This window comes from Sphingomonas sp. Leaf30, from assembly GCF_001422525.1.
Taxonomy (GTDB): Bacteria; Pseudomonadota; Alphaproteobacteria; order Sphingomonadales; family Sphingomonadaceae; genus Sphingomonas; species Sphingomonas aerolata.
This window is the reverse complement of sequence record NZ_LMKZ01000001.1, coordinates 671,640-693,112: the sequence shown is the minus strand read 5'-3', so window position 1 is coordinate 693,112 and position 21,473 is coordinate 671,640. Positions and strand designations below refer to the sequence as shown.

20 protein-coding genes are annotated in these 21,473 nt (G+C 69.5%); 12 read left to right on the top strand and 8 right to left on the bottom strand.

All coding sequences use genetic code 11. The features are described 5' to 3' along the window. Positions 1–30 precede the first annotated feature (30 nt). Positions 31–528 carry a hypothetical protein gene (locus ASE89_RS03315; protein ID WP_056674013.1) on the top strand — a complete coding sequence of 166 codons (498 nt, stop codon included), beginning with the start codon at positions 31–33 and terminating at the stop codon, positions 526–528. A 68-nt stretch (positions 529–596) separates the two neighbouring features. On the opposite strand, the gene ASE89_RS03310 is transcribed toward ASE89_RS03315, so the two are convergent. The 4 genes from ASE89_RS03310 to ASE89_RS03295 form a co-directional block, all read right to left on the bottom strand. Further along, positions 597–1,886, bottom strand: a complete 1,290-nt coding sequence (locus ASE89_RS03310) for an adenylosuccinate synthase (protein ID WP_031440105.1) — start codon at positions 1,884–1,886, stop codon at positions 597–599. Positions 1,887–1,916: 30 nt separating this feature from the next. Beyond that, on the bottom strand, positions 1,917–3,017 hold the full coding sequence (locus tag ASE89_RS03305) for an ATP phosphoribosyltransferase regulatory subunit (protein WP_056674010.1): 1,101 nt from the start codon (positions 3,015–3,017) through the stop codon (positions 1,917–1,919). Between the two features lie 39 nt (positions 3,018–3,056). Further along, positions 3,057–4,634 carry a phosphoglycerate dehydrogenase gene (gene serA, locus ASE89_RS03300; RefSeq protein WP_056674006.1) on the bottom strand — a complete coding sequence of 526 codons (1,578 nt, stop codon included), beginning with the start codon at positions 4,632–4,634 and terminating at the stop codon, positions 3,057–3,059. 204 nt (positions 4,635–4,838) lie between these two features. Further along, complete coding sequence (locus tag ASE89_RS03295; RefSeq protein WP_056674003.1) at positions 4,839–5,993, bottom strand: phosphoserine transaminase; 1,155 nt, start codon at positions 5,991–5,993, stop codon at positions 4,839–4,841. Positions 5,994–6,226: 233 nt separating this feature from the next. On the opposite strand from ASE89_RS03295, the gene ASE89_RS03290 reads away from it, so the two are divergent. After that, on the top strand, positions 6,227–6,892 hold the full coding sequence (locus tag ASE89_RS03290) for an extensin family protein (RefSeq protein ID WP_056407193.1): 666 nt from the start codon (positions 6,227–6,229) through the stop codon (positions 6,890–6,892). Between the two features lie 46 nt (positions 6,893–6,938). After that, positions 6,939–7,832, top strand: a complete 894-nt coding sequence (locus ASE89_RS03285; protein ID WP_056407191.1) for a TIGR00730 family Rossman fold protein — start codon at positions 6,939–6,941, stop codon at positions 7,830–7,832. Positions 7,833–7,937: 105 nt separating this feature from the next. Here ASE89_RS03285 and ASE89_RS03280 read toward each other — a convergent pair whose 3' ends face one another. Next, positions 7,938–8,642, bottom strand: a complete 705-nt coding sequence (locus ASE89_RS03280; protein ID WP_031396507.1) for a c-type cytochrome — start codon at positions 8,640–8,642, stop codon at positions 7,938–7,940. Positions 8,643–8,780: 138 nt separating this feature from the next. Between ASE89_RS03280 and ASE89_RS03275 the strand changes: the two genes are divergently transcribed. Further along, positions 8,781–9,683 (top strand): prephenate dehydratase, encoded by a 903-nt coding sequence (locus ASE89_RS03275; RefSeq protein ID WP_056673999.1) that lies wholly within the window; start codon positions 8,781–8,783, stop codon positions 9,681–9,683. A gap of 1 nt (position 9,684) precedes the next feature. Here ASE89_RS03275 and nudC read toward each other — a convergent pair whose 3' ends face one another. The 3 genes from nudC to ASE89_RS03260 are packed head-to-tail and all read right to left on the bottom strand — an operon-like array spanning position 9,685 to position 12,996. Continuing rightward, positions 9,685–10,590 carry an NAD(+) diphosphatase gene (gene nudC, locus ASE89_RS03270; RefSeq protein WP_236701601.1) on the bottom strand — a complete coding sequence of 302 codons (906 nt, stop codon included), beginning with the start codon at positions 10,588–10,590 and terminating at the stop codon, positions 9,685–9,687. Further along, positions 10,587–11,954, bottom strand: coding sequence for a serine hydrolase domain-containing protein (locus tag ASE89_RS03265; RefSeq protein WP_056673997.1), 1,368 nt, complete (start codon positions 11,952–11,954; stop codon positions 10,587–10,589). Before ASE89_RS03265 ends, nudC begins: the two co-directional genes overlap by 4 nt. Positions 11,955–11,964: 10 nt before the next feature. Continuing rightward, on the bottom strand, positions 11,965–12,996 hold the full coding sequence (locus tag ASE89_RS03260) for an A/G-specific adenine glycosylase (protein WP_056673994.1): 1,032 nt from the start codon (positions 12,994–12,996) through the stop codon (positions 11,965–11,967). A 26-nt stretch (positions 12,997–13,022) separates the two neighbouring features. Here ASE89_RS03260 and ASE89_RS03255 point away from each other — a divergent pair, with 26 nt between their 5' ends. The 8 genes from ASE89_RS03255 (at position 13,023) to ASE89_RS03220 (ending at position 21,470) form a co-directional block, all read left to right on the top strand. Next, positions 13,023–13,631, top strand: a complete 609-nt coding sequence (locus ASE89_RS03255) for a DUF721 domain-containing protein (protein WP_082451278.1) — start codon at positions 13,023–13,025, stop codon at positions 13,629–13,631. Next, positions 13,632–14,294 (top strand): DsbA family protein, encoded by a 663-nt coding sequence (locus tag ASE89_RS03250; RefSeq protein ID WP_056673991.1) that lies wholly within the window; start codon positions 13,632–13,634, stop codon positions 14,292–14,294. 19 nt (positions 14,295–14,313) lie between these two features. Then, complete coding sequence (locus tag ASE89_RS03245; RefSeq protein WP_031439788.1) at positions 14,314–15,048, top strand: thioredoxin domain-containing protein; 735 nt, start codon at positions 14,314–14,316, stop codon at positions 15,046–15,048. Between the two features lie 135 nt (positions 15,049–15,183). Beyond that, positions 15,184–18,579, top strand: coding sequence for a chromosome segregation SMC family protein (locus tag ASE89_RS03240; RefSeq protein ID WP_056673987.1), 3,396 nt, complete (start codon positions 15,184–15,186; stop codon positions 18,577–18,579). After that, positions 18,579–18,812 (top strand): hypothetical protein, encoded by a 234-nt coding sequence (locus ASE89_RS03235; protein ID WP_056673984.1) that lies wholly within the window; start codon positions 18,579–18,581, stop codon positions 18,810–18,812. Before ASE89_RS03240 ends, ASE89_RS03235 begins: the two co-directional genes overlap by 1 nt. A gap of 61 nt (positions 18,813–18,873) precedes the next feature. Further along, positions 18,874–20,118, top strand: coding sequence for a putative DNA modification/repair radical SAM protein (locus ASE89_RS03230; protein ID WP_056673981.1), 1,245 nt, complete (start codon positions 18,874–18,876; stop codon positions 20,116–20,118). A 63-nt stretch (positions 20,119–20,181) separates the two neighbouring features. Next, entirely contained in the window at positions 20,182–21,093 is a 912-nt protein-coding gene (locus ASE89_RS03225; protein WP_056673978.1) for an HNH endonuclease, read from the top strand. Positions 21,094–21,191: 98 nt separating this feature from the next. Continuing rightward, positions 21,192–21,470: a hypothetical protein gene (locus ASE89_RS03220; protein WP_056673976.1), complete on the top strand. Its 279-nt coding sequence runs from the start codon at positions 21,192–21,194 to the stop codon at positions 21,468–21,470. The last annotated feature ends 3 nt before the right edge of the window (positions 21,471–21,473 follow it).

Sequence of the window (21,473 nt, the reverse complement as noted above, 5' to 3'; positions counted from 1 at the left end):
GCTGTGTCTCCAACACGATAGGAGAGAAACATGCGTATTCTGACCTCGATCGCAGCGGCAGCCCTGATCCTTCCGGCCGCCGCCATGGCCCAGACCACCGGCGGTACCGCAGGTGGCACGATGGGCGGCACGATGGGCGGCAGCACGACTGGTGGTACCATGGGCGGTACTATGGGTAGCGGCACCACCGGCGGCGCGATGGGCGGCATGTCCACGGGACCGACGACGCAGTCGGGCACCACGGCGACCGATTCCGCGACCCAGACCCGCACCCAGCGCGGCACCCGCGCCCGTAGCCGCACGCGCGGCACGACGGGTACGACGACCGGCACCACCACGGGTCCCGATACGGTGACCGGCACCGGCACCACGACCGGCACGACCTCCGGTTCGATGTCGACCGGCAGCACCGGCCCGGGCACCATGGGTGGAACGATGGGCGGCACGGCTGCAGGTGGCACAATGGGCGGCACCATGGGCGGGACTGCAACGACCGGCGGTACCGTCGGCGGCACGCCGCCACGCTGAGCCATACGGGCTGATCCAAAAAAAGGCCGGGCAATCGCCCGGCCTTTTTCGTGTCAGCGACCGTCGCCTCAGTCGGAGAACGGATCCCGTACCAGGATCGTGTCCGCCCGCTCCGGGCTGGTCGAGACCAGCGCCACCGGGCAGCGGATCAACTCCTCGATACGCCGGATATACTTGATCGCCTGTGCCGGCAGGTCGGCCCAGCTACGCGCACCGGCAGTCGTTTCCTGCCAGCCCTCCATCGTCTCGTAGATCGGCTCGACCAGCGCCTGGTCGGCGGCATGCGCCGGGAAATAATCGAGCGTCTCGCCGCGCAGACGATAGCCGGTGCAGATCGACACCGTCTCAAACCCGTCGAGCACGTCGATCTTGGTCAGCGCGATCCCGGTGATGCCGCCGACCGCCGCCGACTGGCGCACCAGCACCGCGTCGAACCAGCCGCAGCGACGCTTGCGCCCCGTCACCGTCCCGAACTCATGCCCGCGCACACCGAGCCGCTCGCCGGTCTCGTTCTCGAGCTCGGTCGGGAACGGCCCCGACCCGACGCGCGTCGTGTACGCCTTGGCGATCCCGAGCACGAATCCGACCGCGCTCGGCCCCAGGCCCGAACCGCCCGCCGCAGCGCCTGCAATGGTGTTCGACGAGGTGACGAACGGATAGGTGCCGTGATCGACGTCGAGCAGCACGCCCTGCGCGCCCTCGAACAGGATCCGCTTGCCGGCCGAGCGCGCCGCGTTCAGGTCGCGCCACACGGGCTTGGCGAACGGCAGCACGAAACCGGCAATCTCGCGCAGCTCGGCGATCAGCGCCGCACGGTCGATCGGCGGCTCGCCGAACCCGGCGCGCAGCGCATCGTGGTGCGCGGTCAGACGGTCGAGCTGCGGCCCCAGATCGTCGAGATGCGCCAGATCGCACACGCGGATCGCACGGCGACCAACCTTGTCCTCATAGGCCGGACCGATGCCGCGGCGCGTCGTGCCGATCTTGCCCGCGCCGCTCGCATCCTCGCGCAGACCGTCGAGATCGCGGTGGAACGGCAGGATCAGCGCGCAGGTATCGGCGATGCGCAGCGTCTCGGGCGTCGCGACGACACCCTGTGCGCCGAGCCGGGCGATCTCGTCCTTGAGCGCCCAAGGATCGAGCACCACGCCATTGCCGATGAACGACGGCGTGCCGCGGACGATGCCCGACGGCAGCAGCGACAGCTTGTACACATTCTCGCCGACGACGAGCGTGTGGCCGGCATTGTGGCCGCCCTGGAACCGCACGACCATGTCGGCACGCTCGGCGAGCCAGTCGACGATCTTGCCCTTGCCTTCGTCGCCCCATTGCGCGCCGATGACTGCTACGTTGGCCAAACTCTATCTCCTGAGAATTACCCGCAGCGCCTACAGCGCGCGGGGCGCATCCGCCACCCAAAGATGCGTGCAGACCTGCGCTTCGGGGGTATCGCCCGCGTCGAGCGCGGCGACCGTGACCCAGCCCTGCGCCCGCATCGCCGCACCGTCGGCCGCCGGCGTGCCCAGCGGCAGGAACAGGCGGCGACGATCGACGCTGACGACCCGGTCGACCAGCGGGTCGGCAAACAGCGAGAAGCCCGTTGCCGCTTCCTCGGCCCCGCTTTCATGCACCACGGTATAGGTGCCGCCACGCCCGACCTCGCGCGCGCTGCCGTCCGCGAACAGCGAGAAGCCGAGCCAGGTCTGATATTCGAACCCGTGCCGCTCGGTCGGGTCGAGCGTCAGCGCGACGCGGCCGTCGAGCGCTGCGGCGATCCGTGTGAGCGCGTCGAGCCGCGACGCGAGCGCGCCTGTCGTATCGAACATCCGCAGCCGCTCCATCGCCGGCGCGAACGGCCCCGCCGCCTCGATCAGCGGCAGATAGGCGGGCGCGAGCGCGGCGACCGCGCCGGCATCCTTGGCATCAAGCCGGTCGCGCAGCGTCGCGACCTGATCGGGCGCGACCGGCAGCGGGCCCGCCGCAAGCGTCGACACCAGATCGGGCAGTGTGAAGTCGATGGACGCGCCGCGGACCTCGGCCGCACCGAGCATGTCGACCGCGACCGCGACGACCTCCTGCGCGGCGGCGACCGAATCAAGCCCGATCAGCTCGCAACCGATCTGCCGCGTCTCGCGCGCGGGCGCGAGCTGCGACGCGCGCAGCTTGAGCACGGAGCCGGCATAGCTCAGCCGCACCGGCCGCGGGTGATGCCCCATCCGCGTGGCCGCGATCCGCGCGACCTGCGCGGTGATGTCGGGCCGGATCGCGAGCGTACGCTGCGACACCGGATCGACGAACCGCACCGCATCGTGCAGGCCGCCGGCCTTCAATCGCATCTCTAGCCCGTCGGCAAATTCGGCCAGCGGCGGATCGACGCGCTCATAGCCGTGCAGGCGTGCAGCCTCGAGCACACGCGCTTCGAGCGCGGCTGCCGAATCGGCGAAGGGGGGCAGGCGGTCTCGAAAACCTTCGGGGAGCAAAGCAGTCATGCGCGTGCCTCTAACCACTTCGCCCCCCGTTCGCGAGCCTTAGAAGTTGAGACCCATCGCGGTCTTCACCCCCGGCAGTGCGCGCACCTTGGTCAGCAGCTCCGGCGTCACCGCCTCATCGACCGACAGCAGCAGCACGGCCTCGCCGCCCGCCTGGCGGCGGCCGAGATGGAAGGTGCCGATATTGACCCCCGCCTCGCCCAGCGCCGTCCCGAGACGACCGATGAACCCCGGCGCATCCTCGTTGACGACATAGAGCATCGGCCCCGCCAGATCGGCCTCGATCTTGATCCCGAGCAGCTCGACCAGACGCGGCGCCGAATCGCCGAACAGCGTGCCCGCGACCGAGCGCTCGCCGTCCTCGGTCCTGACCGAGACGCGCAGCAGCGTGTGGTAATCCGCCTCGCGCTCGGTCCGCACCTCACGCACCTCGAGCCCGCGTTCGCGCGCCAGCACGGGCGCATTGACCATGTTGACGGTGGCGGTCTGCGTCTGGAGATAGCCCGCCAGCACCGCGCTGGTGATCGGCTTGGGGTTCAGTTCGGCCGCCGCGCCCTCGGTATGCACCGAGATTCGCGTCACCGCGCCATGCGTCAGCTGCCCGACCAGCGCACCGAGCTTTTCCGCCAGCGCCATGTACGGCTTCAACTTGGGCGCTTCGTCCGCCGACAGCGACGGCATGTTGAGCGCGTTGGTGACGCCGCCCGACATCAGGAAATCGGCCATCTGCTCGGCGACCTGGATCGCGACATTGACCTGCGCCTCGGTCGTCGACGCGCCGAGATGCGGCGTGCTGATGAAGTTCGGCGTGTTGAACAGCGGCGACGCCTTGGCGGGCTCCTCGACGAACACGTCGAGCGCGGCACCGCCGACCTGGCCCGAATCGAGCGCCGCCTTCAGCGCGACCTCGTCGATCAGCCCGCCACGCGCGCAGTTGATGATCCGCACGCCCTTCTTGGTCTTGGCGAGCGCCTCGGCCGAGAGGATGTTGCGCGTCTGGTCGGTCAGCGGCGTGTGCAGCGTGATGAAGTCGGCACGTGCGAGCAACTCGTCGAGCGTGACCTTCTCGACGCCGATCTCGATCGCGCGCTCAGGCGTCAGGAACGGATCGAACGCAACGACCTTCATCTTGAGCCCGCGCGCACGGTCGGCAACGATCGAGCCGATATTGCCCGCGCCGATCAGGCCGAGCGTCTTCGACGTCAGCTCGACGCCCATGAAGCGGTTCTTCTCCCACTTACCGGCCTGGGTCGAGGCATCGGCCTCGGGCAGCTGGCGGGCGAGCGCGAACATCAGCGCGATCGCGTGCTCGGCGGTGGTGATCGAGTTGCCGAACGGCGTGTTCATCACGACCACGCCCTTGGCCGATGCGGCGGGGATGTCGACGTTATCGACGCCGATGCCTGCGCGGCCGACGACCTTCAGGTTGGTCGCGTGCTCGAGGATCTCCTTGGTGACCTTGGTCGAGCTGCGAATCGCGAGACCGTCATACTCGCCGATCATCGCCATCAGTTCGGCGGGCGTCTTGCCGGTGATCTCGTCGACCTCGACGCCGCGCTCGCGGAAGATCTGGGCGGCGCGGGGATCCATTTTGTCGGAAATGAGGACTTTTGGCATGGGATTGCTCCTGGGAATGTCGGGGGAACGGAGGTGCGCGCTCGGTTTTGAAAGTCCGTCCTCACCCTGTCCCGTCACCCCGGCGGACGCCGGGGCCCATGGTTGCGGTCCGCTTAGTGAGCGGATGCTCCGTGTCCATGGGTCCCGGCGTTCGCCGGGATGACGGAAAAGGGCGGTGGGAAAAACGGGCGGCAGTAGCGGGTTTTAGGCAGCGTTAGCGGTCGCGTAGGCCCAGTCGAGCCACGGCCCGAGCGCCACGATATCGGCCGTGTCGACGGTCGCGCCGCACCAGATTCGCAGGCCCGGCGGCGCATCACGATAGCCCGCGACGTCGTACGCCGCGCCGGCCTTTTCGAGCGCGGCGGCCATTGCCTTGATCATCGCCTCGTCCGCACCCTCGACCGTCAGGCAGACGCTCGTCTTCGAGCGCGTCGCCGGATCGGCCGCGAGATGGCCGAGCCAGTCGCGCTCCGCGACGATCTTGTCCAAGGCTGCGGCATTCGCGTCCGATCGCGCGATCAGCCCGTCCTTACCCAGAGACTTCGCCCATTCGAGGCTGAAGATCGCGTCCTCGACCGCCAGCATCGACGGCGTGTTGATCGTCTCGCCCTTGAACACGCCCTCGGCGAGCTTGCCCTTCGAGACGAGGCGGAACACCTTGGGCAACGGCCAGGCGGGGGTGTAGCTCTCGAGCCGCTCGACCGCGCGCGGGCCGAGGATCAGCACGCCGTGCGCGCCCTCGCCGCCGAGCACCTTCTGCCATGAGAAGGTCGCGACATCGATCTTGGTCCAGTCGATGTCGTAGGCGAACACGCCCGACGTCGCGTCGGCGAACGACAGGCCTTCGCGGTCGTCGGGGATCCAGTCCGCGTTCGGCACGCGCACGCCGCTGGTGGTGCCGTTCCAGGTGAACAGCACGTCGTTCGACCAGTCGACCGAGTCCAGATCCGGCAGCTGGCCGTAATCGGCGCGCACCACGGTCGGGTCGATCTTGAGCTGCTTGACCGCATCGGTCACCCAGCCCTCGCCGAAGCTTTCCCAGGCGAGCGCGGTGACGGGCTTCGCGCCCAGCATCGTCCACATCGCCATCTCGTACGCGCCGGTGTCGGAGCCGGGAACGATACCGATGCGGTGCGTGTCGGGGAGTTTCAGCATTTCGCGCATCAGGTCGATGCTGTACTGGAGGCGGGTCTTGCCGATCTTCGAGCGATGCGAGCGGCCGAGCGAATCGGTGACGAGCTTGTCCGCGGACCAGCCCGGAGGCTTCGCGCAGGGACCGCTGGAGAAAAAGGGGCGTGCCGGCTTGGTTGCAGGCAGCACAGGCGCACCTGTGGCGGTGGCGTAGGTCGTATCAGTCATGTATCTCTCCTCACAGAGAGCACGCGCGGCGTTGGGACCGCGTGGCCCGTCGCCGGCCCTAACGACGTAGCGCGGCGAGTCAACCTTGTCCGCGCATGCGCTCCCGTCGCCACGCTCCCCCGTTCGCCCCGAGCGAAGTCGAAGGGCAGCGCCGCACACGCCCACGCCTCGACTCGCCGCAACGCCGCCCCGCGACGCGTGACAAGCCGGTGCCACGCGGGGATGATGGCCCCATGTACCGCGTCCTTTACCCTGTCCTGCTCGCGCTCGCGCCCATTCTCGCGCTCGCCGCCTGCGGCCGCGCCGATCGCCCCGCCGCGCCGCAACAGACCCGCCCCAACCTCTCGGTTCCGAGCAATCGCGAGACCGCGCAATGCCTCGCCGACCTGCGCCAGCTCCACGTCTCGTTCCAGCTCCTGCCCGACCGCGAAACCGGCCCCGGCTGCGGGCTCGCGGGCACCGTCAAGCTGGTCGATATCGGCGTCCCCGTCGCCAACCTCACCGCGGTCCGCTGCGGCGCGGCGCGCGCGCTGATCGGCTGGACGCGCAACGCCGTCGCCCCCGCCGCCTATCAGATGCTCGGCAGCGAACTCGCGCGGATCGACAGCATGGGCAGCTATGCATGCCGCAACGTGGTCGGTTCGGCCCGCAACGCGAGCCGCCGCTCGGGCCATGCGGTCGCCAACGCGGTCGATATCGGCGGTTTCGTGCTGAAGGACGGACGACGGATCAGCATCCTGAACGACTGGTCATCGCCCGACCCGCAGGTTCGCCAATTCCTCCAGACGATCCGCGCCTCGGCCTGCAAGCGGTTCGGGACGGTGCTCAGCCCCGACTATAACGCCGCGCACCGCAACCACCTCCACCTCGAGGACGATCGCGCGAATTTCTGCCGCTAGTACACCGGTCTAGCCCTGCGCACGGCTTTCGACTAAATCCGCCGAAATGACAGATACCCGCATTCCCTCACGCGTTTTCGCGAACGCCAGCCAGGACGCTGAAACCGCCCGCGAGATCGTTTCCACGCCGCAGACCCAGCATCCGCATTACCGGCTCGCCTTCCAGGACATGGACTTCCTGCTCCGCGAAGATCTCCGCCCGGTGCGGTTCCAGCTCGAGCTGCTCAAGACCGAACTGGTGCTCGAGGAAGCGAAGATCGCCTCGACCTTCGTCTTCTACGGCTCGGCGCGCATCCCCGAACCCGCCAAGGCACAGGCGCTGCTCGAACTCGCCAGCGACGAGAAGTCGAAGAAGATCGCCGAGCGGCTGGTCGAGAAGTCGAAATATTACGACGTCGCGCGCGAACTCGCCGCCAAGGTCAGCGTCCTGCCCCGCGACGAGCGCGGCTGGCGTCAGTTCGTGGTGTGCTCGGGCGGCGGCCCATCGATCATGGAAGCAGCGAACCGCGGCGCGACCGATGTCGGGGCCGAGTCGATCGGGCTGAACATCGTCCTGCCGCATGAGCAGGCCCCCAACCCGTACGTCACCCCGTCGCTGTCGGTGCAGTTCCACTATTTCGCGCTGCGCAAGATGCACTTCCTGCTCCACGCGCGCGCGCTGGCGGCGTTCCCGGGCGGGTTCGGCACGTTCGACGAGCTGTTCGAGCTGCTGACGCTGATCCAGACGGGCAAGATCCAGCCGATCCCCGTGCTGCTGTTCGGTCGCCAGTTCTGGGAGCGCGTGGTGAATTTCGACGCGCTGGTCGAGGAAGGCGTGGTCAGCGAAAAGGACCTGTCGATCTTCCGCTATGTCGAGACCGCCGATGAAGCCTGGGCCGCGGTCCAGTCCTTCTACCGCGAGCGCGCTGCGGCCGAAGCCGCAGAGGCCGCAGGAGCCTGACCCTCTGCCCCCTCTCCCCTCGGGGGAGAGGGCCGGGGTGAGGGGCTGCCAAACAGCGCATACCCCGAAAAAGCCCCTCTCCTCACCGAGGAGAGGGAGCCGCGATTACTGCTCCGTCCGCGCACCCTTGCGTGCGGCTTCAGGATCGACCGACGGCGCACCCGAAGCCGCCGTGCCGGTGTTCGCGATATCGGCGGTATCGCCGCCGTTCTCGACCGCAGCCTCGGCGGCGTTGGCGGTCGCAGGCTGATCTCCAGCAGCGGCGGGTTCTGCACCGGCGGCAGGCGCTGCCGGCAAGGGCAGGTTCGACCCCTGCTGGTTGAGATACAGGATCACGTTCGCGCGGTCCTCGGCACTGCCCAATCCCGCAAAGGTCATCTTGGTGCCCGGCGCGAACTTGCGCGGGCTGGTCAGCCACGCGTTCATCTTGTCGAAGTCCCACTTGCCGCCGACGCCCTTCAGCGCGTCGGTGAAGGCATAGCCGCCCTTGCCCTGCGCGATCCCCTCGCCCAGCGTCGCGTACAGGTTCGGACCGATCCCGTTCGCGCCGCCCTGGTTGATCGTGTGGCACGCGGCGCACTTCTTGAAGACCTCGGCGCCCTTGGCGGCATCCGCGGTCGGCAGCAGCGACGCGATCGCCACCTCGGCAGCGCCACCGCCGGCACCCTCCTCGACGACGCCCTCGATCGCATAGCCCATCTTCTCGGGGCGCTCGCCGTGGAACAACATGCCCCCCACGATCGACAGCCCAAGCGCCGCACCACAACCTGCGAGCACCCAGCCGGCGATCGTATTGGTCCTGTCGTCCATAAAGCGCACCCACCCCTATTTGATTTAGGACAGCCATAGAAAAGCCTGACCGACACCGCAAGCAAACGCTGCGCCCCGTGTTGCGCGGGCGCCGCGCGCCCTTGATTGCATCCAGCCCGCTGGCTACGCGCCGTGACGATGGAAAACTTCGCCGCCCCCGCCCGTCCGATCGTCGCGCGGATGACCCAAGCCGCGATGGCGGAGCCCGCGCGCGCGGTCGCGTTTCAGGGTGCGCCCGGCGCGAACAGCCATGTCGCGGCGACCGAGGCATTTCCGGACGGCCTGCCGCTGCCCTGTTTCGACTTCGCCGATGCGATCGACGCGGTGAAGGACGGCCGCGCCGACTGTGCGATCATCCCGATCGAGAACTCGCTCCACGGCCGCGTCGCCGATATCCATTTCCTGCTCCCGGAATCGGGGCTGGTGATCACCGGCGAGCATTTCCTGCCGATCCGCCACGCGTTGATGGGGATCGGACCACGCGACGCCATTCGCCAGGCGATGAGCCATCCGCAGGCGCTCGGCCAGTGCCGCCACTGGCTCAAGGCGCACGGGATCGAGCCGGTGAGCTATCCCGACACCGCGGGCGCCGCGGCCAAGGTCGCCGAACTTGCCGACCCGACGATCGCCGCGCTCGCGCCGCCCGCCGCCGCCGCGCTCTACGGCCTCGATCTGCTCGCGACCGACATTGCCGATGCCGATCACAACACGACCCGCTTCGTCACGCTCGCGCGTGGCGGCAAGCCACCGGCGGCGCAGGATCCGGCGGGCGGCGACTGGATGACGACGCTGATCTTCGAGGTCCGCAACGTCCCCGCCGCGCTCTACAAGGCGATGGGCGGCTTCGCGACCAACGGCGTCAACATGACCAAGCTGGAAAGCTACCAGCGCAACGGCAGCTTTGCCGCGACCGAATTCTACGCCGATGTCGTCGGCAAGCCCGGCGACGCGAATCTCGACCACGCGCTAGAGGAACTCGGCTTCCACTCGAAATGGCTCCGCGTGCTCGGCACCTACCGCCAGGCGCGCACGCGCGGCTGAGTCACCCCTTCGCCCAGACGCTCAGCAGCGTGTGCGCGATCGCATAGGGCGGCGGCGGCAGGAACGGCCCCTCCTCGCCGCGCAGCACCGCGCGCACCATCTCGCGCGGTACCCACATCGCATCCTCCAGCTCGTTCACGTCGAGCGTGATCGCGTCGTCCACGGCCTCCGCGACGCACGCGATCATGAGCGACGAGGGGAAGGGCCAGGGCTGGCTCGCGACATAGCGGACACGGCCGACGCGCACGCCCGATTCCTCGGCGATCTCGCGCGCGACCGCCTCCTCGATCGATTCGCCGGGCTCGAGAAACCCCGCCAGCGCTGAATAGCGCCCCGGCGGCCACCCCTTGCCGCGCCCGAGCAGCGCGCGCCCGTCATGCTCGGCGATCATGATGACGACGGGATCGACGCGCGGGAAATGCTCGGTCGCGCAATTGGGGCATTTGCGTGCCCAGCCCGCGCGGAACATCGCCGTCGCGGTCCCGCATTTCGCGCAGAAGCGGTGCCGGACATGCCAGTCGAGCACGCTGCGCGCCGCGGCATAGGTCGCCGCCTCGCCCGGCGCGAGGCTGCCCAGCACCGCCATCAGCGCGGGCGAGCGCATCGCCGGGGCGTTGTCGACCCCCATGCCCGCCAGCAGCGCGGTGAAATGCGGCCGCCCGCTCTCGTCGAGCCCGAGCAGGATCGGTTCGGCATCGTCGGGCAGGTCGGCCATCGACGTCCAGGCCAGCCGCCCCTCATCGGTCACCCCCGGCAACAGACCGTCGAGCGCGAGCAGCCGCGCCCGCCAGTCGCCCTGCGCCGCCGCCAGTGCGTCTGCATCATGGCGGAGAGCATCGGCACGGTCGAGCATCCCGCCGGTAAAACCCGGTGCGACATCGGGCATGAGATCCGCGGTCAAGTTCATCGGCGCACGCCCCCCGCGGATCCGCTTCGCGCGACATCGGCGACCAGCGCGCCGACCACCTCTTTCCGCAACGGCCATTTCTCCCCGGGGAAATAATTGACCATCACCGTGCTCCGGACATGACGGACCGGGTCGACCCAGGCGAACGTCCCCGCCGCGCCGCCCCAGCCGTAGGTGCCCTTCGATGCGCCGCCCGGCACGTCCGCGAGATAGACCGACCCACCCGCGCCGAATCCCATCGCGTTACCCACAGTCGCCGCACCGGTCCCGGTGCCGATCCCGCCGAACGACACCCCCTTGGGCATCAGGTTCGACATGCCAAGCGCGACCGTCTCGGGCTTCATCACCCGCACGCCGCCCAGCGTCCCGCCATCCTGCAGCATGTGCAGGAACCGGTCATAATCGCGCGCCGACATCACCAGCCCCGCGCCGCCATAGGGAAAGCTTGGCCGCTCGGCGAAGACCGACGTCGCTGCAGGGTCGAGCGGGGTGCGGTTGTCGCCGACGAACGCATAGTTGGTCGCCAGCCGCTTCAGCTGGTCCTGTGGCACCATGAAGAAGGTCGAATTCATCTTGAGCGGCGCGAACATCCGCGTCTGCAGGAACCGCTCGAACGACATTCCGCTCGCCACTTCGATCACCCGGCCCATCACGTCGAGCCCGATCGAATAGCTCCATTTGGTGCCCGGCTCGGCGACCAGCGGCAGCGTCGCGGCGCGGTTCGCGAAGTCCTCGAGCGAGGTCGGGCGGACCTTGGCCATCTGCGTTTCCATCTGCGCATTGACCGACATCGGCAGCACGCCGCGCTGCTCATATTCCTTGAGCAGCGGGCCCTTCACATTGATGCTGTAGCCGAGCCCCGCAGTATGCGTCAGCAGCATGCGGATCGTGATCGGCGTCGTCGCGGGCCGCGTCGCCAGCGACGTATCGGGGCTGGTCGCGACCGTCATCGTCTTGAATGCGGGGATGTATTTGCTCAGCGGATCGTCGAGGTTCAGCCGACCGTCCTCGACCAGCATCATCGCCGCCATCCCGGTGATCGGCTTGGTCATCGAATAGACCCGCCACAGCGAATCGGCGTCGGCGAACGGCCGCCCCGGCTCGTCGCCGACTTTTCCGCTCGCCAGGAACAGGGTCGGCCGATCGCCCAGACCGAAGGCGCCGACGATACCGGGCATCTTGTTGTCGCGGACATAGCCATCGAACAGCCGTTCGAGGCTCGGCAAGGCGGCGCGTGCGGGATCGCCCGCGCGTTCGGTGACGGCGATAGGGCCGGGCGCGGCCTGTCGCTGCGCCTGCCCCAAGGCTGCGGTCGTCGCCAGTGCGGCAATCACGCCGGTCGAAATCCAGTGTGCACGCGTCATGCAGGCCTCCCTATCGCGCCCGTATAGCCTGGGCGGCCTTGGCGAAAACGGTCGGCAGCCCGGCGGTATCCAGGGTCTCGACGGGCCACCATTCGCCGGGTTGATGCGCCTCCACCCGCGCCACCGCAAGACCGAGTTCAAGGTCGAAATGCGTGAAGCCATGCGTGACGCGGTCGTCGAGCATCTGCCAGTCGGCCTGTGCCGGTGCGGCCTCGAACCCCGGCGGCTGGTCGGTCCAGGGCCCGGTCGGGAGCGCGCGCATGCCGCCGAGCAGCCCGGTGTCGGGGCGACGCACCAGCAACACCTGTCCGTCGCGCTCGAGCCAGAAGATCGTCCCGTGACGCTGCGGCTTGGCGGCTTTCTTTGCCTTGACCGGCAGCCGTTCGGGCTCGCCTTGCGCAAAGCCGTCGCAGTCGGGGCGGAGCGGGCACAGCAGGCATTTGGGGTTGCGCGTCGTGCAGATCGACGATCCCAGGTCCATCATCGCCTGCGCGAAATCGCCGGCTCGCATGTCGGGCGTGATCGTGTCCGCGGCCGCGCGGATCGCCGGACGCGCGGCGGGGAGCGGCGTCGTGATCGCGAACAGCCGCGCGACGACGCGCTCGACATTGGCATCGACCACCACCGCGCGCTCGCCGAACGCGATCGCCGCCACCGCCGCCGCGGTATAGGCGCCGAGCCCGGGGAGCGTCCGCAGCGCGGCCTCGGTCCGCGGAAACACGCCATCATGCTCCGCGACGACCGCCTTCGCCGCCTTCACCAGGTTGCGCGCGCGGGCATAATAGCCGAGCCCCGCCCAGGCGGCCATCACATCGGCATCGTCCGCCGCGGCGAGGCTCGCAAAATCGGGCCAGCGCGCGGTCCAGGCGAGGAAGCGCGGGGTGACCGCGGCGACCGTGGTCTGCTGCAGCATCACCTCCGACAGCCAGACGCGATAGGGATCGACCGTCTCGCCCGGCCGGGCGCGCCACGGCAGCACGCGACGATGCGCGTCATACCAGTCGAGCAGGGCGACGGGGACCGAAGAGCGCTTGGCGTTCACGCGCCGCCTATGGCATGGGTGGCGCGATGAGCAACCCGCCCGGTATCACCACCGAACAAAAGTCCGCGACCGCGGCCAGCGCGTCGGACGTTCCGCCCGCGCGCAAGACCGCCGTCCGCAAAACTGCTGCCCGCAAGCCCAAAGTCGACGCCGATGCGCCGCGCGCCAACCGGTCGCGCGCGGTCGCCGAGCTGCTCCCCGCGATCGGCGGCGCGGCGTTCCGGCGCTTCGGCTTCATCCAGTCGTCGGTCGTCAGCCGCTGGCCCGAGATCGTCGGCGAGCGGTTTTCCGGTGTCAGCACGCCCGAATCGATCCGCTTCCCGATGGGGCAGAAACAGGATGGCGTCCTGACGCTGACCGTGCGCGGCGCGCATGCGCCGATGATGCAGCACGTCATTCCCGAGATCACCGAGCGCGTGAACCGCTTCTTCGGCTATGCCGCGGTCGCGCGCATCACCATCCGCCAGGGCGAGGTTGCGAAGCCGCGCGTCAAGGCGGCGCCGCCCCCGCTCCGCACCGTTCCCGCCGATCTCGGTCTCAGCCTGAAGGGCATCGCCGATCCCGAACTGCGTGCGGTCCTCGAATCCCTCGCCGCCGGCGTCGCCTCGACGAGCGGCCTTCCCAGGATCAGCTGAATGCGTCTGTTCTTTGCGTTGTTCGGTTTCGCGCTGCTCACCGCGGCCGCGCCCGCCCCGAAGCCCGTGCCCGTCACCCGCACGGCGAGCGGCACCTATGTGCTCGGCAGCCCCGCAGCCCGGGTCAAGCTGGTCGAATATGCCAGCTACACCTGTTCGCATTGTGCCGATTTCTCGACCCAGTCGCAGGCGGTGCTGAAGGGCAGGATGATCGCGTCGGGATCGACCAGCCTCGAATTCCGCCACATGATCCGCGACCGGCTCGATCTCGCCGCGGCGGTGCTCGCCCGCTGCACCGGGCCGCGTGGCTTCTTCCCGACATCGGCGGCGATCTTCGCGGCGCAGCCCGCCTGGCTCGAAAAGGGGATCGAGTTCCAGCAGGTCAACGCCGCGCGCATCAACCTCTATCCGCGGCCGGCGCAGCTCAAGGCCTATGCCGATGGCGCGGGGCTGACCGATCTGGTCAAGGCGCGCGGGCTGTCCGCCGCCGCGATCGACGCGTGCTTCGCGGATACGGCGGAGATCGACCGGATCCTCGCCATCACCGCGGCGGCACCGCCCGAGGTCGATTCGACGCCGTCCTTCTTCATCAACGGCAAGGTCATGCCGCATGGCGGCTGGGCCCAGCTCGAACCCGCGCTGCGCACTGCCGGCGCCCGCTAATTTCGTTGGAGTATCCCGCATGAAGTTCGTCACTGCCATCGCCGTCCTGCCGCTCGCGCTCGCTGCCTGTTCGGGGGGCGATTCGTCGAACACCACCCAGGCCGCAGCCCCCGTCGCCGCGGCGACCGCCCCCGCCGGCCAGAACTGGACCGAGACCGTCGTCAAGACCGACGAGGGCTATCTGATGGGCAACCCCAATGCCCCGATCAAGCTGGTCGAATATGGCGCGCGCTCCTGCCCGACCTGCGGCGCGTTCGGCCGCGAGGCGTTCAAGCCGCTGACCGACAACTACGTCTCGACCGGCAAGGTCAGCTTCGAATTCCGCGACTTTCTTGTCCACGGCGCGCCCGACGTCGCGCTGACATTGCTCGGCCAGTGCGGCGGGACCGCCCCGTTCTTCCCGATCCTCGAGCAGATGTACCAGAACCAGAACGCCTTCCTCGACAAGCTCCAGACGATGCCCCCGGCGATGCAGCAGAGCCTTGCCAATCTCGCCCCGACCGCGGTCGCGACCAAGCTCGCCGAGCACATGGGCGCGATCGACTTCGTCAAGCAGCGCGGCATCCCCGAGGCCAAGGCGCGCGCCTGCCTCGCCGACCAGAAGCAGCTCGAGATCATGGCCAAGCCGACCGAAAACGCGATGCAGTCGGGCACGGTCACCGGCACGCCGACCTTCCTGCTGAACGGCAAGAAGATGGAAAACGTGCTGTCGTGGAGCGAGATGGAAAAGGCGCTCAAGGCCGCCGGCGCGTAAGCCGCATCCCGTCCGGCGGGCATTTGGCAGCCCGGAGTGTTTCCCTGCGAAGGCGGGGACCCAGTCCGGGCTGCTGCCTTCGCGGGAGACCAGAAGCGCGCTGCGCTCGCCAATCGTGAAGGGAGAGCGCGCGCCATGCAGATCAAACGCCTCCGCATCACCGGGTTCAAGAGCTTCGTCGAACCCGCCGACCTGGTGATCGAACCCGGGCTGACCGGCGTGGTCGGCCCCAATGGCTGCGGCAAGTCTAACCTGCTCGAGGCGCTGCGCTGGACGATGGGTGAGGCCAGCGCCAAGTCGCTGCGCGGTGCGGGCATGGACGACGTGATCTTCGCAGGCACCGCGACCCGCCCCGCGCGCGATTTTGCCGAGGTCTCGATCCTCGCCGAGATCGCCGGTCCCGACGGCGCCGACGAACGCGAGATCGTCCGCCGGATCGAACGCGGCGCAGGGTCCGCCTACCGGATCGACGGCCGCGACGTCCGCGCGAAGGATGTCGGGCTGCTCTTCGCCGACGCCGCGACCGGGGCACACAGCCCTGCGCTGGTCAGCCAGGGCCGGATCGGTGCGGTTATCGCCGCCAAGCCCGCCGACCGCCGCGCGATGCTCGAGGATGCCGCCGGGATCGCCGGACTCCATGTTCGCCGCAAGGATGCCGAGGCACGGCTTCGCGCGACCGAGGCCAATCTGGCACGGCTTGACGCGGTCATCGCCGATCAGGACGCACGCGCCGCCGCGCTCAGACGCCAGGCGCGCGCCGCCGAACGCTATCGCCTGCTGTCGAACCAGATCCGCGTCGCGGAGGCACGGACGATCTTCGCGCGCTGGCGCGACGCCGCTGCCGCCGCCGAGGCCGCGACCGCCGACGCCGCGCAGTCCGAGGCGCGGGTGGCCGCCGCTGCCGCCGCCGAATCCCTTGCGGCGAAGGCGCAGCACGACGACGCCGCCGCGGTCGCCACCGCTCGCGCCGCCGCGCTCGCCGCGCGCGACCATGCCGCCGACACCGGCCATAGGCTGGCCGGCCTGCGGACCGAACGCACCGCGCTCGACCGCCGCCTCGCCGATCTCGCCGACTCGCGCCGCCGTATCGCCGAGGACCGGCTGCGCGAGGGTAGCCTCGCCAGCGACGCCGCCGACGCGCTCGCCCGCCTCGCGACCGAGATCGCCGCGCTCGATGCCGCGATCGCCGCCGCCACCGCCGCGCTTCCCGCGCTCGATGCCGCGCAGGCCGAGGCCGAACGCGCCGCGCGCGACGTCGAGGTCGCGCTGGCGCAGGCGATGACCCGCCATGCGAGCGATGTCGCCGAGGCGCGGGTCGCCGCCGCCGCGCTCGCTGCCGCGCGCACCCGCGCCGATCGCGCCGCACGCGACACAGCGCAGATCGATGCGGCGCACCGCGCACTTGGCGATTCCGCCCCGCTTGAGGCGGATCGCGCCGCCGCCGCCGAGGCGCGTCTCGCCGCGCTGGAGGACGCCGCCGCCGCCCGCCACGCGCTCGCGCAGGCCGATAGCGACGAACGCGCCGCAAGTGGTTTGCGCGATGCCGCCGAGACCGCGCGCGCCACCGCCCGCGTCGAGCTCGCCGCGCTCGACAGCGAGGCCGCCGCGCTCACCCGCGCGACCCAGCGCAGCGGCCGCGACCGGCTGCTCGACCATGTCACCGCCATGCCGGGGCGGGAGCGCGCGCTCGCCGCCGCGCTCGGCGACGATCTGGATACCGACCCCGCCGCCTGGGCCGGCGCGACGCCCGCGCCCGGCGATCCCGCGCGCCCGCCCGGCACCACCGCGCTCGCCGCCGACGTCGACGCACCCGCGTCCCTCGCGCGCCGGCTCGCCCAGGTCTTCGTCACCGACCGTGACGACGGCCAGCCGCTCGCGGTCGGCCAGCGCCTCGTCACCCGCGACGGCGTGTTGCGCCGCTGGGACGGCTTCGTCGCACAGGGCAGCGGCGCCGCGGCTGCCGAACGGCTCGAACGTCGCAATCGCCTGAACACGCTGGAAGCCGCGCGGCCCGCCGCCGCCGCCACGCTCGCCGTGCATGACGCGGCGCGCACCGCGATCGACCAACGGATCGCCGCGCACCGCCAAGCCGCCCAGGACGCCCGCGCCCACCTGTCCGCCGCCGAGACCCGCATCCGTGACTCGCAACGCAACGAGGATCGCGCCGCCGCGGCGCTCGAACGCCGCGCCGGACAGCGTGCCGATCTCGACCAGCGCGCGCACCGCGTACATGCCGAACAGGCCGACGCCGCCGCGGACCTCGCCGCCGCCGAGGCCGCGGCCGCCGCATTACCCGACGGCCGCATCAGCGCCGACGCGGTCGCGACGCTCCACCGCGACGCCGAGGCCCGCCGCGGCGCGGTCGCACAGGCGCGCAGCGACCGCGCCGCACAGGACCGGCTGCGCGCCGAAACGCGCGAACGCCTCGCCGCCGCGCAGGCCGATATCCGCAGCTGGCGTGCGCGCGCAGGCGAAGCGGCAACCCGCATCACCGCCTTGGACCGCCGCGCCCGCGACGTCGCCGCCGATGCAGAGGCACTCGCGGACCGCCCCGCCACCCTCGATGCCGCGATCGCCACGCTCGATACCGAGCACGCCGCCGCGCGCGCGGACGCCGACACGCTCCAGACCGCCGAACGCGCCGCCGAAGCCGCGCTTCGCACCGCCGACGACGCGCATCGCCGCGCGGCCGAAGCGCTCGCCGAGGCACGCGAGCACCGCGCCGGCGCGCTCGTCCGTGTCGACACACAGGAGCAGCAGCGCCGCGAACTAGGGCGGCTGTCGGGCGAGCGTTTCGCCTGCCCCGCCCCCGTCCTGCCCGAACGCCTCGACTTCGCGGCCGCCGATGTCCGCACCCCTGCGGACGAGAGCCGCGCACAGGACCGCCTGACCGCCGAGCGCGAGCGGATCGGCGCGGTCAACCTCGTCGCCGACCAAGAGCTCGCCGCACTCGAAACCGAGGCGGTCGGCAATGCGGCCGACCGCGACGAGCTGGGTCAGGCGGTCCACCGGCTGCGCGGCTCGATCGGCACGCTCAACCGCGAGGGGCGACAGCGGTTGCTCGCGGCGTTCGAGACGGTGAACGGCCATTTCCAGCGGCTGTTCGCAACGCTGTTCAATGGCGGCAGCGCGCATCTCGAGCTCGTCGATTCGGACGATCCGCTCGAGGCGGGGCTCGAGATCCTCGCCCAGCCCCCCGGCAAGCGGCTCCAGTCGCTGACCCTATTGTCGGGCGGCGAGCAGGCGCTGACCGCGGTCGCACTCATCTTCGCGCTGTTCCTGACCAATCCCGCGCCGATCTGCGTACTCGACGAGGTCGACGCGCCGCTCGACGACGCCAATATCGACCGCTTCTGCGACCTGCTCGACCGGATGGCGCGCGACACCGCCACGCGCTACCTCGTCGTCACGCACAATGCGGTCACGATGAGCCGCATGCACCGGCTGTTCGGCGTGACGATGATCGAACCCGGGGTCAGCCGCCTCGTCTCGGTCGATCTTCAGGCCGCCACCATCCTCGTCGCGGCATAATGGCGTCACCCGCTGCGAAACGCGCGCAATCGCGCTATAATGGTCGGATGTTCCTCGACGACTCGACGATCTGGCCGCGCAAGGACGATCTCCCGCCGCGCAAGCCCGCCTTCCGCCATGAGAAGGCGCTCAGCCGCATGCTCCTCGTCTATGCGCTCGCGCTGATGCTCCTCCCGATCAGCCTCGGCAGCTTCGTCGACATCATCCGCTACGTCGCTGGGCTGTTTGGATAATCCCCCGGACAGTTGATCCGCATCAATCGACAGGCCCATGCGCGGAACGTAAGATGAACGCATGGCCCAGCTCGACACCCGTGAGAAACTCGAGATCCTGGCCGATGCCGCGAAGTATGACGCATCCTGCGCGTCGTCGGGCACTGCCAAGCGCAATTCGAAGGACGGCAAGGGGCTCGGCTCGACCGAGGGCATGGGCATCTGCCATGCCTATGCGCCCGATGGCCGCTGCATCTCGCTGCTCAAGATCCTGCTGACCAACAGCTGCATCTTCGACTGCCACTACTGCATCAACCGCAAGAGCTCGAACGTCCGCCGCGCGCGCTTCACCGCCAAGGAGGTCGTCGACCTGACGATCGCCTTCTACAAGCGCAACTATATCGAGGGACTGTTCCTCTCCTCGGGGATCATCGCCTCGTCCAACTACACGATGGAGCAGATGGTCGAGGTCGCGCGCAGCTTGCGCGAGGATCATCATTTCCGCGGCTATATCCACCTCAAGACGATCCCCGACGCGGATCCCGAGCTCGTCCACCAGGCGGGGCTCTACGCCGATCGCCTGTCGATCAACGTCGAGCTGCCGACCGCAGGCGGGCTCAAGCGGCTCGCCCCCGAAAAGGACGGCGTCCGGATCGAGACCGCGATGCGCGAGGTCAAGGCCTCGATCGTCGACGGCAAGGACGCCAAGGCCAAGTACAAGTCCGCGCCGCGTTTCGCCCCCGCGGGCCAGTCGACGCAGATGATCGTCGGCGCCGATGCCGCGACCGATGGCGACATCGTCCGCAAGGCCTCGACACTGTACGACCGGTTCGGTCTTCGCCGCGTCTATTATTCGGCGTTCAGCCCGATCCCCGACGCCAGTGCGGTGCTGCCGCTGCAGCGCCCGCCGCTGATGCGCGAGCACCGGCTCTATCAGTCCGACTGGCTGATGCGCTTCTACGAATTCCAGCCGCACGAGGTCGTCGCCGCAGCCGACGACGCGACCGGCATGCTCCCGCTCGACATCGATCCGAAACTTGCCTGGGCGCTCAAGTTCCGCGGATCGTTCCCGGTCGACGTCAACCGTGCGCCGCGCGAGATGCTGCTCCGCGTCCCCGGGCTCGGCGTGAAGGCGGTCAACGGCATCCTGACCAGCCGCCGCTGGCGCCGCCTCCACCTTGCCGATATCGCGCGGCTGACCGTGTCGGTCGCCAAGATCCGCCCGTTCATCATCGCCGAGGACTGGCGCCCGGTCGCACTGTCCGACCGCGCCGAACTCCGCCCGATCGTCGCGCCGAAGCCGCGCCAGATGGAAATGTTCGCCTGATCCTCCGCTCTAGGTAGGCGCGGTCACGGCTGGTGGATCTGAAGTGATGCGCTAAAGTCAGCAATGGCCTTTGGCGTTTTCATTCACCGCTCGGACTCGATCTACGACGACAGCCCGGCCGAACAATACCAGTTTCCCGCCCAGTATCTGAGCCGTGCGCAGCCCAGTATCGGCGACTGGATCCTCTATTACGAACCGCGCAAGGTCGCCGCCACGCGCGGCTATTTCGCGGTCGCCAAGGTCGAGCGGATCATCCCCGATCCGTCGACGCCGGCGATGTATCTCGCGCTGATCGAGCCCGGCTCCTATCTCGATTTTGCCACCCCCGTGCCCTTTTCTGGCGCCGACGGTCCAGTCGAACGCGGCGTTCTCAACGATCAGGGGCGGATATCCGGACGCGCCCAGTCCGCCGTGCGCCCGATCTCCGCTGCCGACTTCAACCGCATCGTCACCCTCGGCCTCGACGACGAGACACCGCTGCTGCCGCGCACCGGCGATGCCGTGGCCGACACAATAGATGATGGCCATTGGCACGAGGAGCGCAGCCCGTTCCTGATCGAGGGCGAGCGTCCGCGCATCGCCAGCCTCACCTCCCGGATAGTCCGCGACCGGATATTTCGCCGCACCGTCCTGCGCGCCTATGACGAACGCTGCGCGATCACAGGGCTGAAGCTGATCAACGGCGGCGGCCGCGCCGAGGTCGAGGCGGCGCATATCCGCCCGGTCGAGGCGAGCGGCCCCGATATCGTCAGCAACGGGCTCGCGCTGTCGGGCACCGCGCACTGGATGTTCGATCGCGGGCTGTTGTCGCTCGCCGATGATCTCGCCATCCTCGTATCGCGCCAGGCCAATGATCCCGACACGATCCGCGGGGTCGTCAACGCGAGCGGCTATGCCACCGCGCCGGCCCGCGCCGCCGATCGGCCGCACCCCCATTTCCTGCAATGGCACCGGGCGCACTGCTTCAAGCAGTAACGACGACACGGCGGCGGCAACCCATTCTCGCCAGCGGGCAAAAATCATGCGGGATCGCGCGCGGCGGTGCGTATGTCTGGATGCAGAGGGAGCGGACGATGCAGGATCCTGTCGATGAAGGACTGACCCGGCTGGCGGCGATGCCGGTGCCGCGTGCGCTCGATGGCGTCGAGGCGTCGGTGTTCGAGAGCATCGCGGAGAATGCGCGCAGTCGGCACACCAGCCTCCTGGTCGGGCGGTGGTCGGTCGGTACGGCGCTGGTGCTGGGACTGATCGGCGGGGCGGCACCGATCGGCCATGGCGCGCCTGCGCAGGCGTCGATCCCGATCGGAATCGACGGCGCGCTTGCTCCCTCGACCTTGCTGCTCGGGCAGTGACGT

Coding starts and splice junctions, on each gene's coding strand:
- ASE89_RS03315 (WP_056674013.1), top strand. CDS start 31: ATGCGTATTCTGACCTCGATCGCAGCGGCAGCCCTGATCCTTCCGGCC.
- ASE89_RS03305 (WP_056674010.1), bottom strand. CDS start 3,017: ATGACTGCTTTGCTCCCCGAAGGTTTTCGAGACCGCCTGCCCCCCTTC.
- serA (WP_056674006.1), bottom strand. CDS start 4,634: ATGCCAAAAGTCCTCATTTCCGACAAAATGGATCCCCGCGCCGCCCAG.
- ASE89_RS03295 (WP_056674003.1), bottom strand. CDS start 5,993: ATGACTGATACGACCTACGCCACCGCCACAGGTGCGCCTGTGCTGCCT.
- ASE89_RS03290 (WP_056407193.1), top strand. CDS start 6,227: ATGTACCGCGTCCTTTACCCTGTCCTGCTCGCGCTCGCGCCCATTCTC.
- ASE89_RS03285 (WP_056407191.1), top strand. CDS start 6,939: ATGACAGATACCCGCATTCCCTCACGCGTTTTCGCGAACGCCAGCCAG.
- ASE89_RS03280 (WP_031396507.1), bottom strand. CDS start 8,642: ATGGACGACAGGACCAATACGATCGCCGGCTGGGTGCTCGCAGGTTGT.
- ASE89_RS03275 (WP_056673999.1), top strand. CDS start 8,781: ATGGAAAACTTCGCCGCCCCCGCCCGTCCGATCGTCGCGCGGATGACC.
- nudC (WP_236701601.1), bottom strand. CDS start 10,590: ATGAACTTGACCGCGGATCTCATGCCCGATGTCGCACCGGGTTTTACC.
- ASE89_RS03265 (WP_056673997.1), bottom strand. CDS start 11,954: ATGACGCGTGCACACTGGATTTCGACCGGCGTGATTGCCGCACTGGCG.
- ASE89_RS03255 (WP_082451278.1), top strand. CDS start 13,023: ATGAGCAACCCGCCCGGTATCACCACCGAACAAAAGTCCGCGACCGCG.
- ASE89_RS03250 (WP_056673991.1), top strand. CDS start 13,632: ATGCGTCTGTTCTTTGCGTTGTTCGGTTTCGCGCTGCTCACCGCGGCC.
- ASE89_RS03245 (WP_031439788.1), top strand. CDS start 14,314: ATGAAGTTCGTCACTGCCATCGCCGTCCTGCCGCTCGCGCTCGCTGCC.
- ASE89_RS03240 (WP_056673987.1), top strand. CDS start 15,184: ATGCAGATCAAACGCCTCCGCATCACCGGGTTCAAGAGCTTCGTCGAA.
- ASE89_RS03235 (WP_056673984.1), top strand. CDS start 18,579: ATGGCGTCACCCGCTGCGAAACGCGCGCAATCGCGCTATAATGGTCGG.
- ASE89_RS03230 (WP_056673981.1), top strand. CDS start 18,874: ATGGCCCAGCTCGACACCCGTGAGAAACTCGAGATCCTGGCCGATGCC.
- ASE89_RS03225 (WP_056673978.1), top strand. CDS start 20,182: ATGGCCTTTGGCGTTTTCATTCACCGCTCGGACTCGATCTACGACGAC.
- ASE89_RS03220 (WP_056673976.1), top strand. CDS start 21,192: ATGCAGGATCCTGTCGATGAAGGACTGACCCGGCTGGCGGCGATGCCG.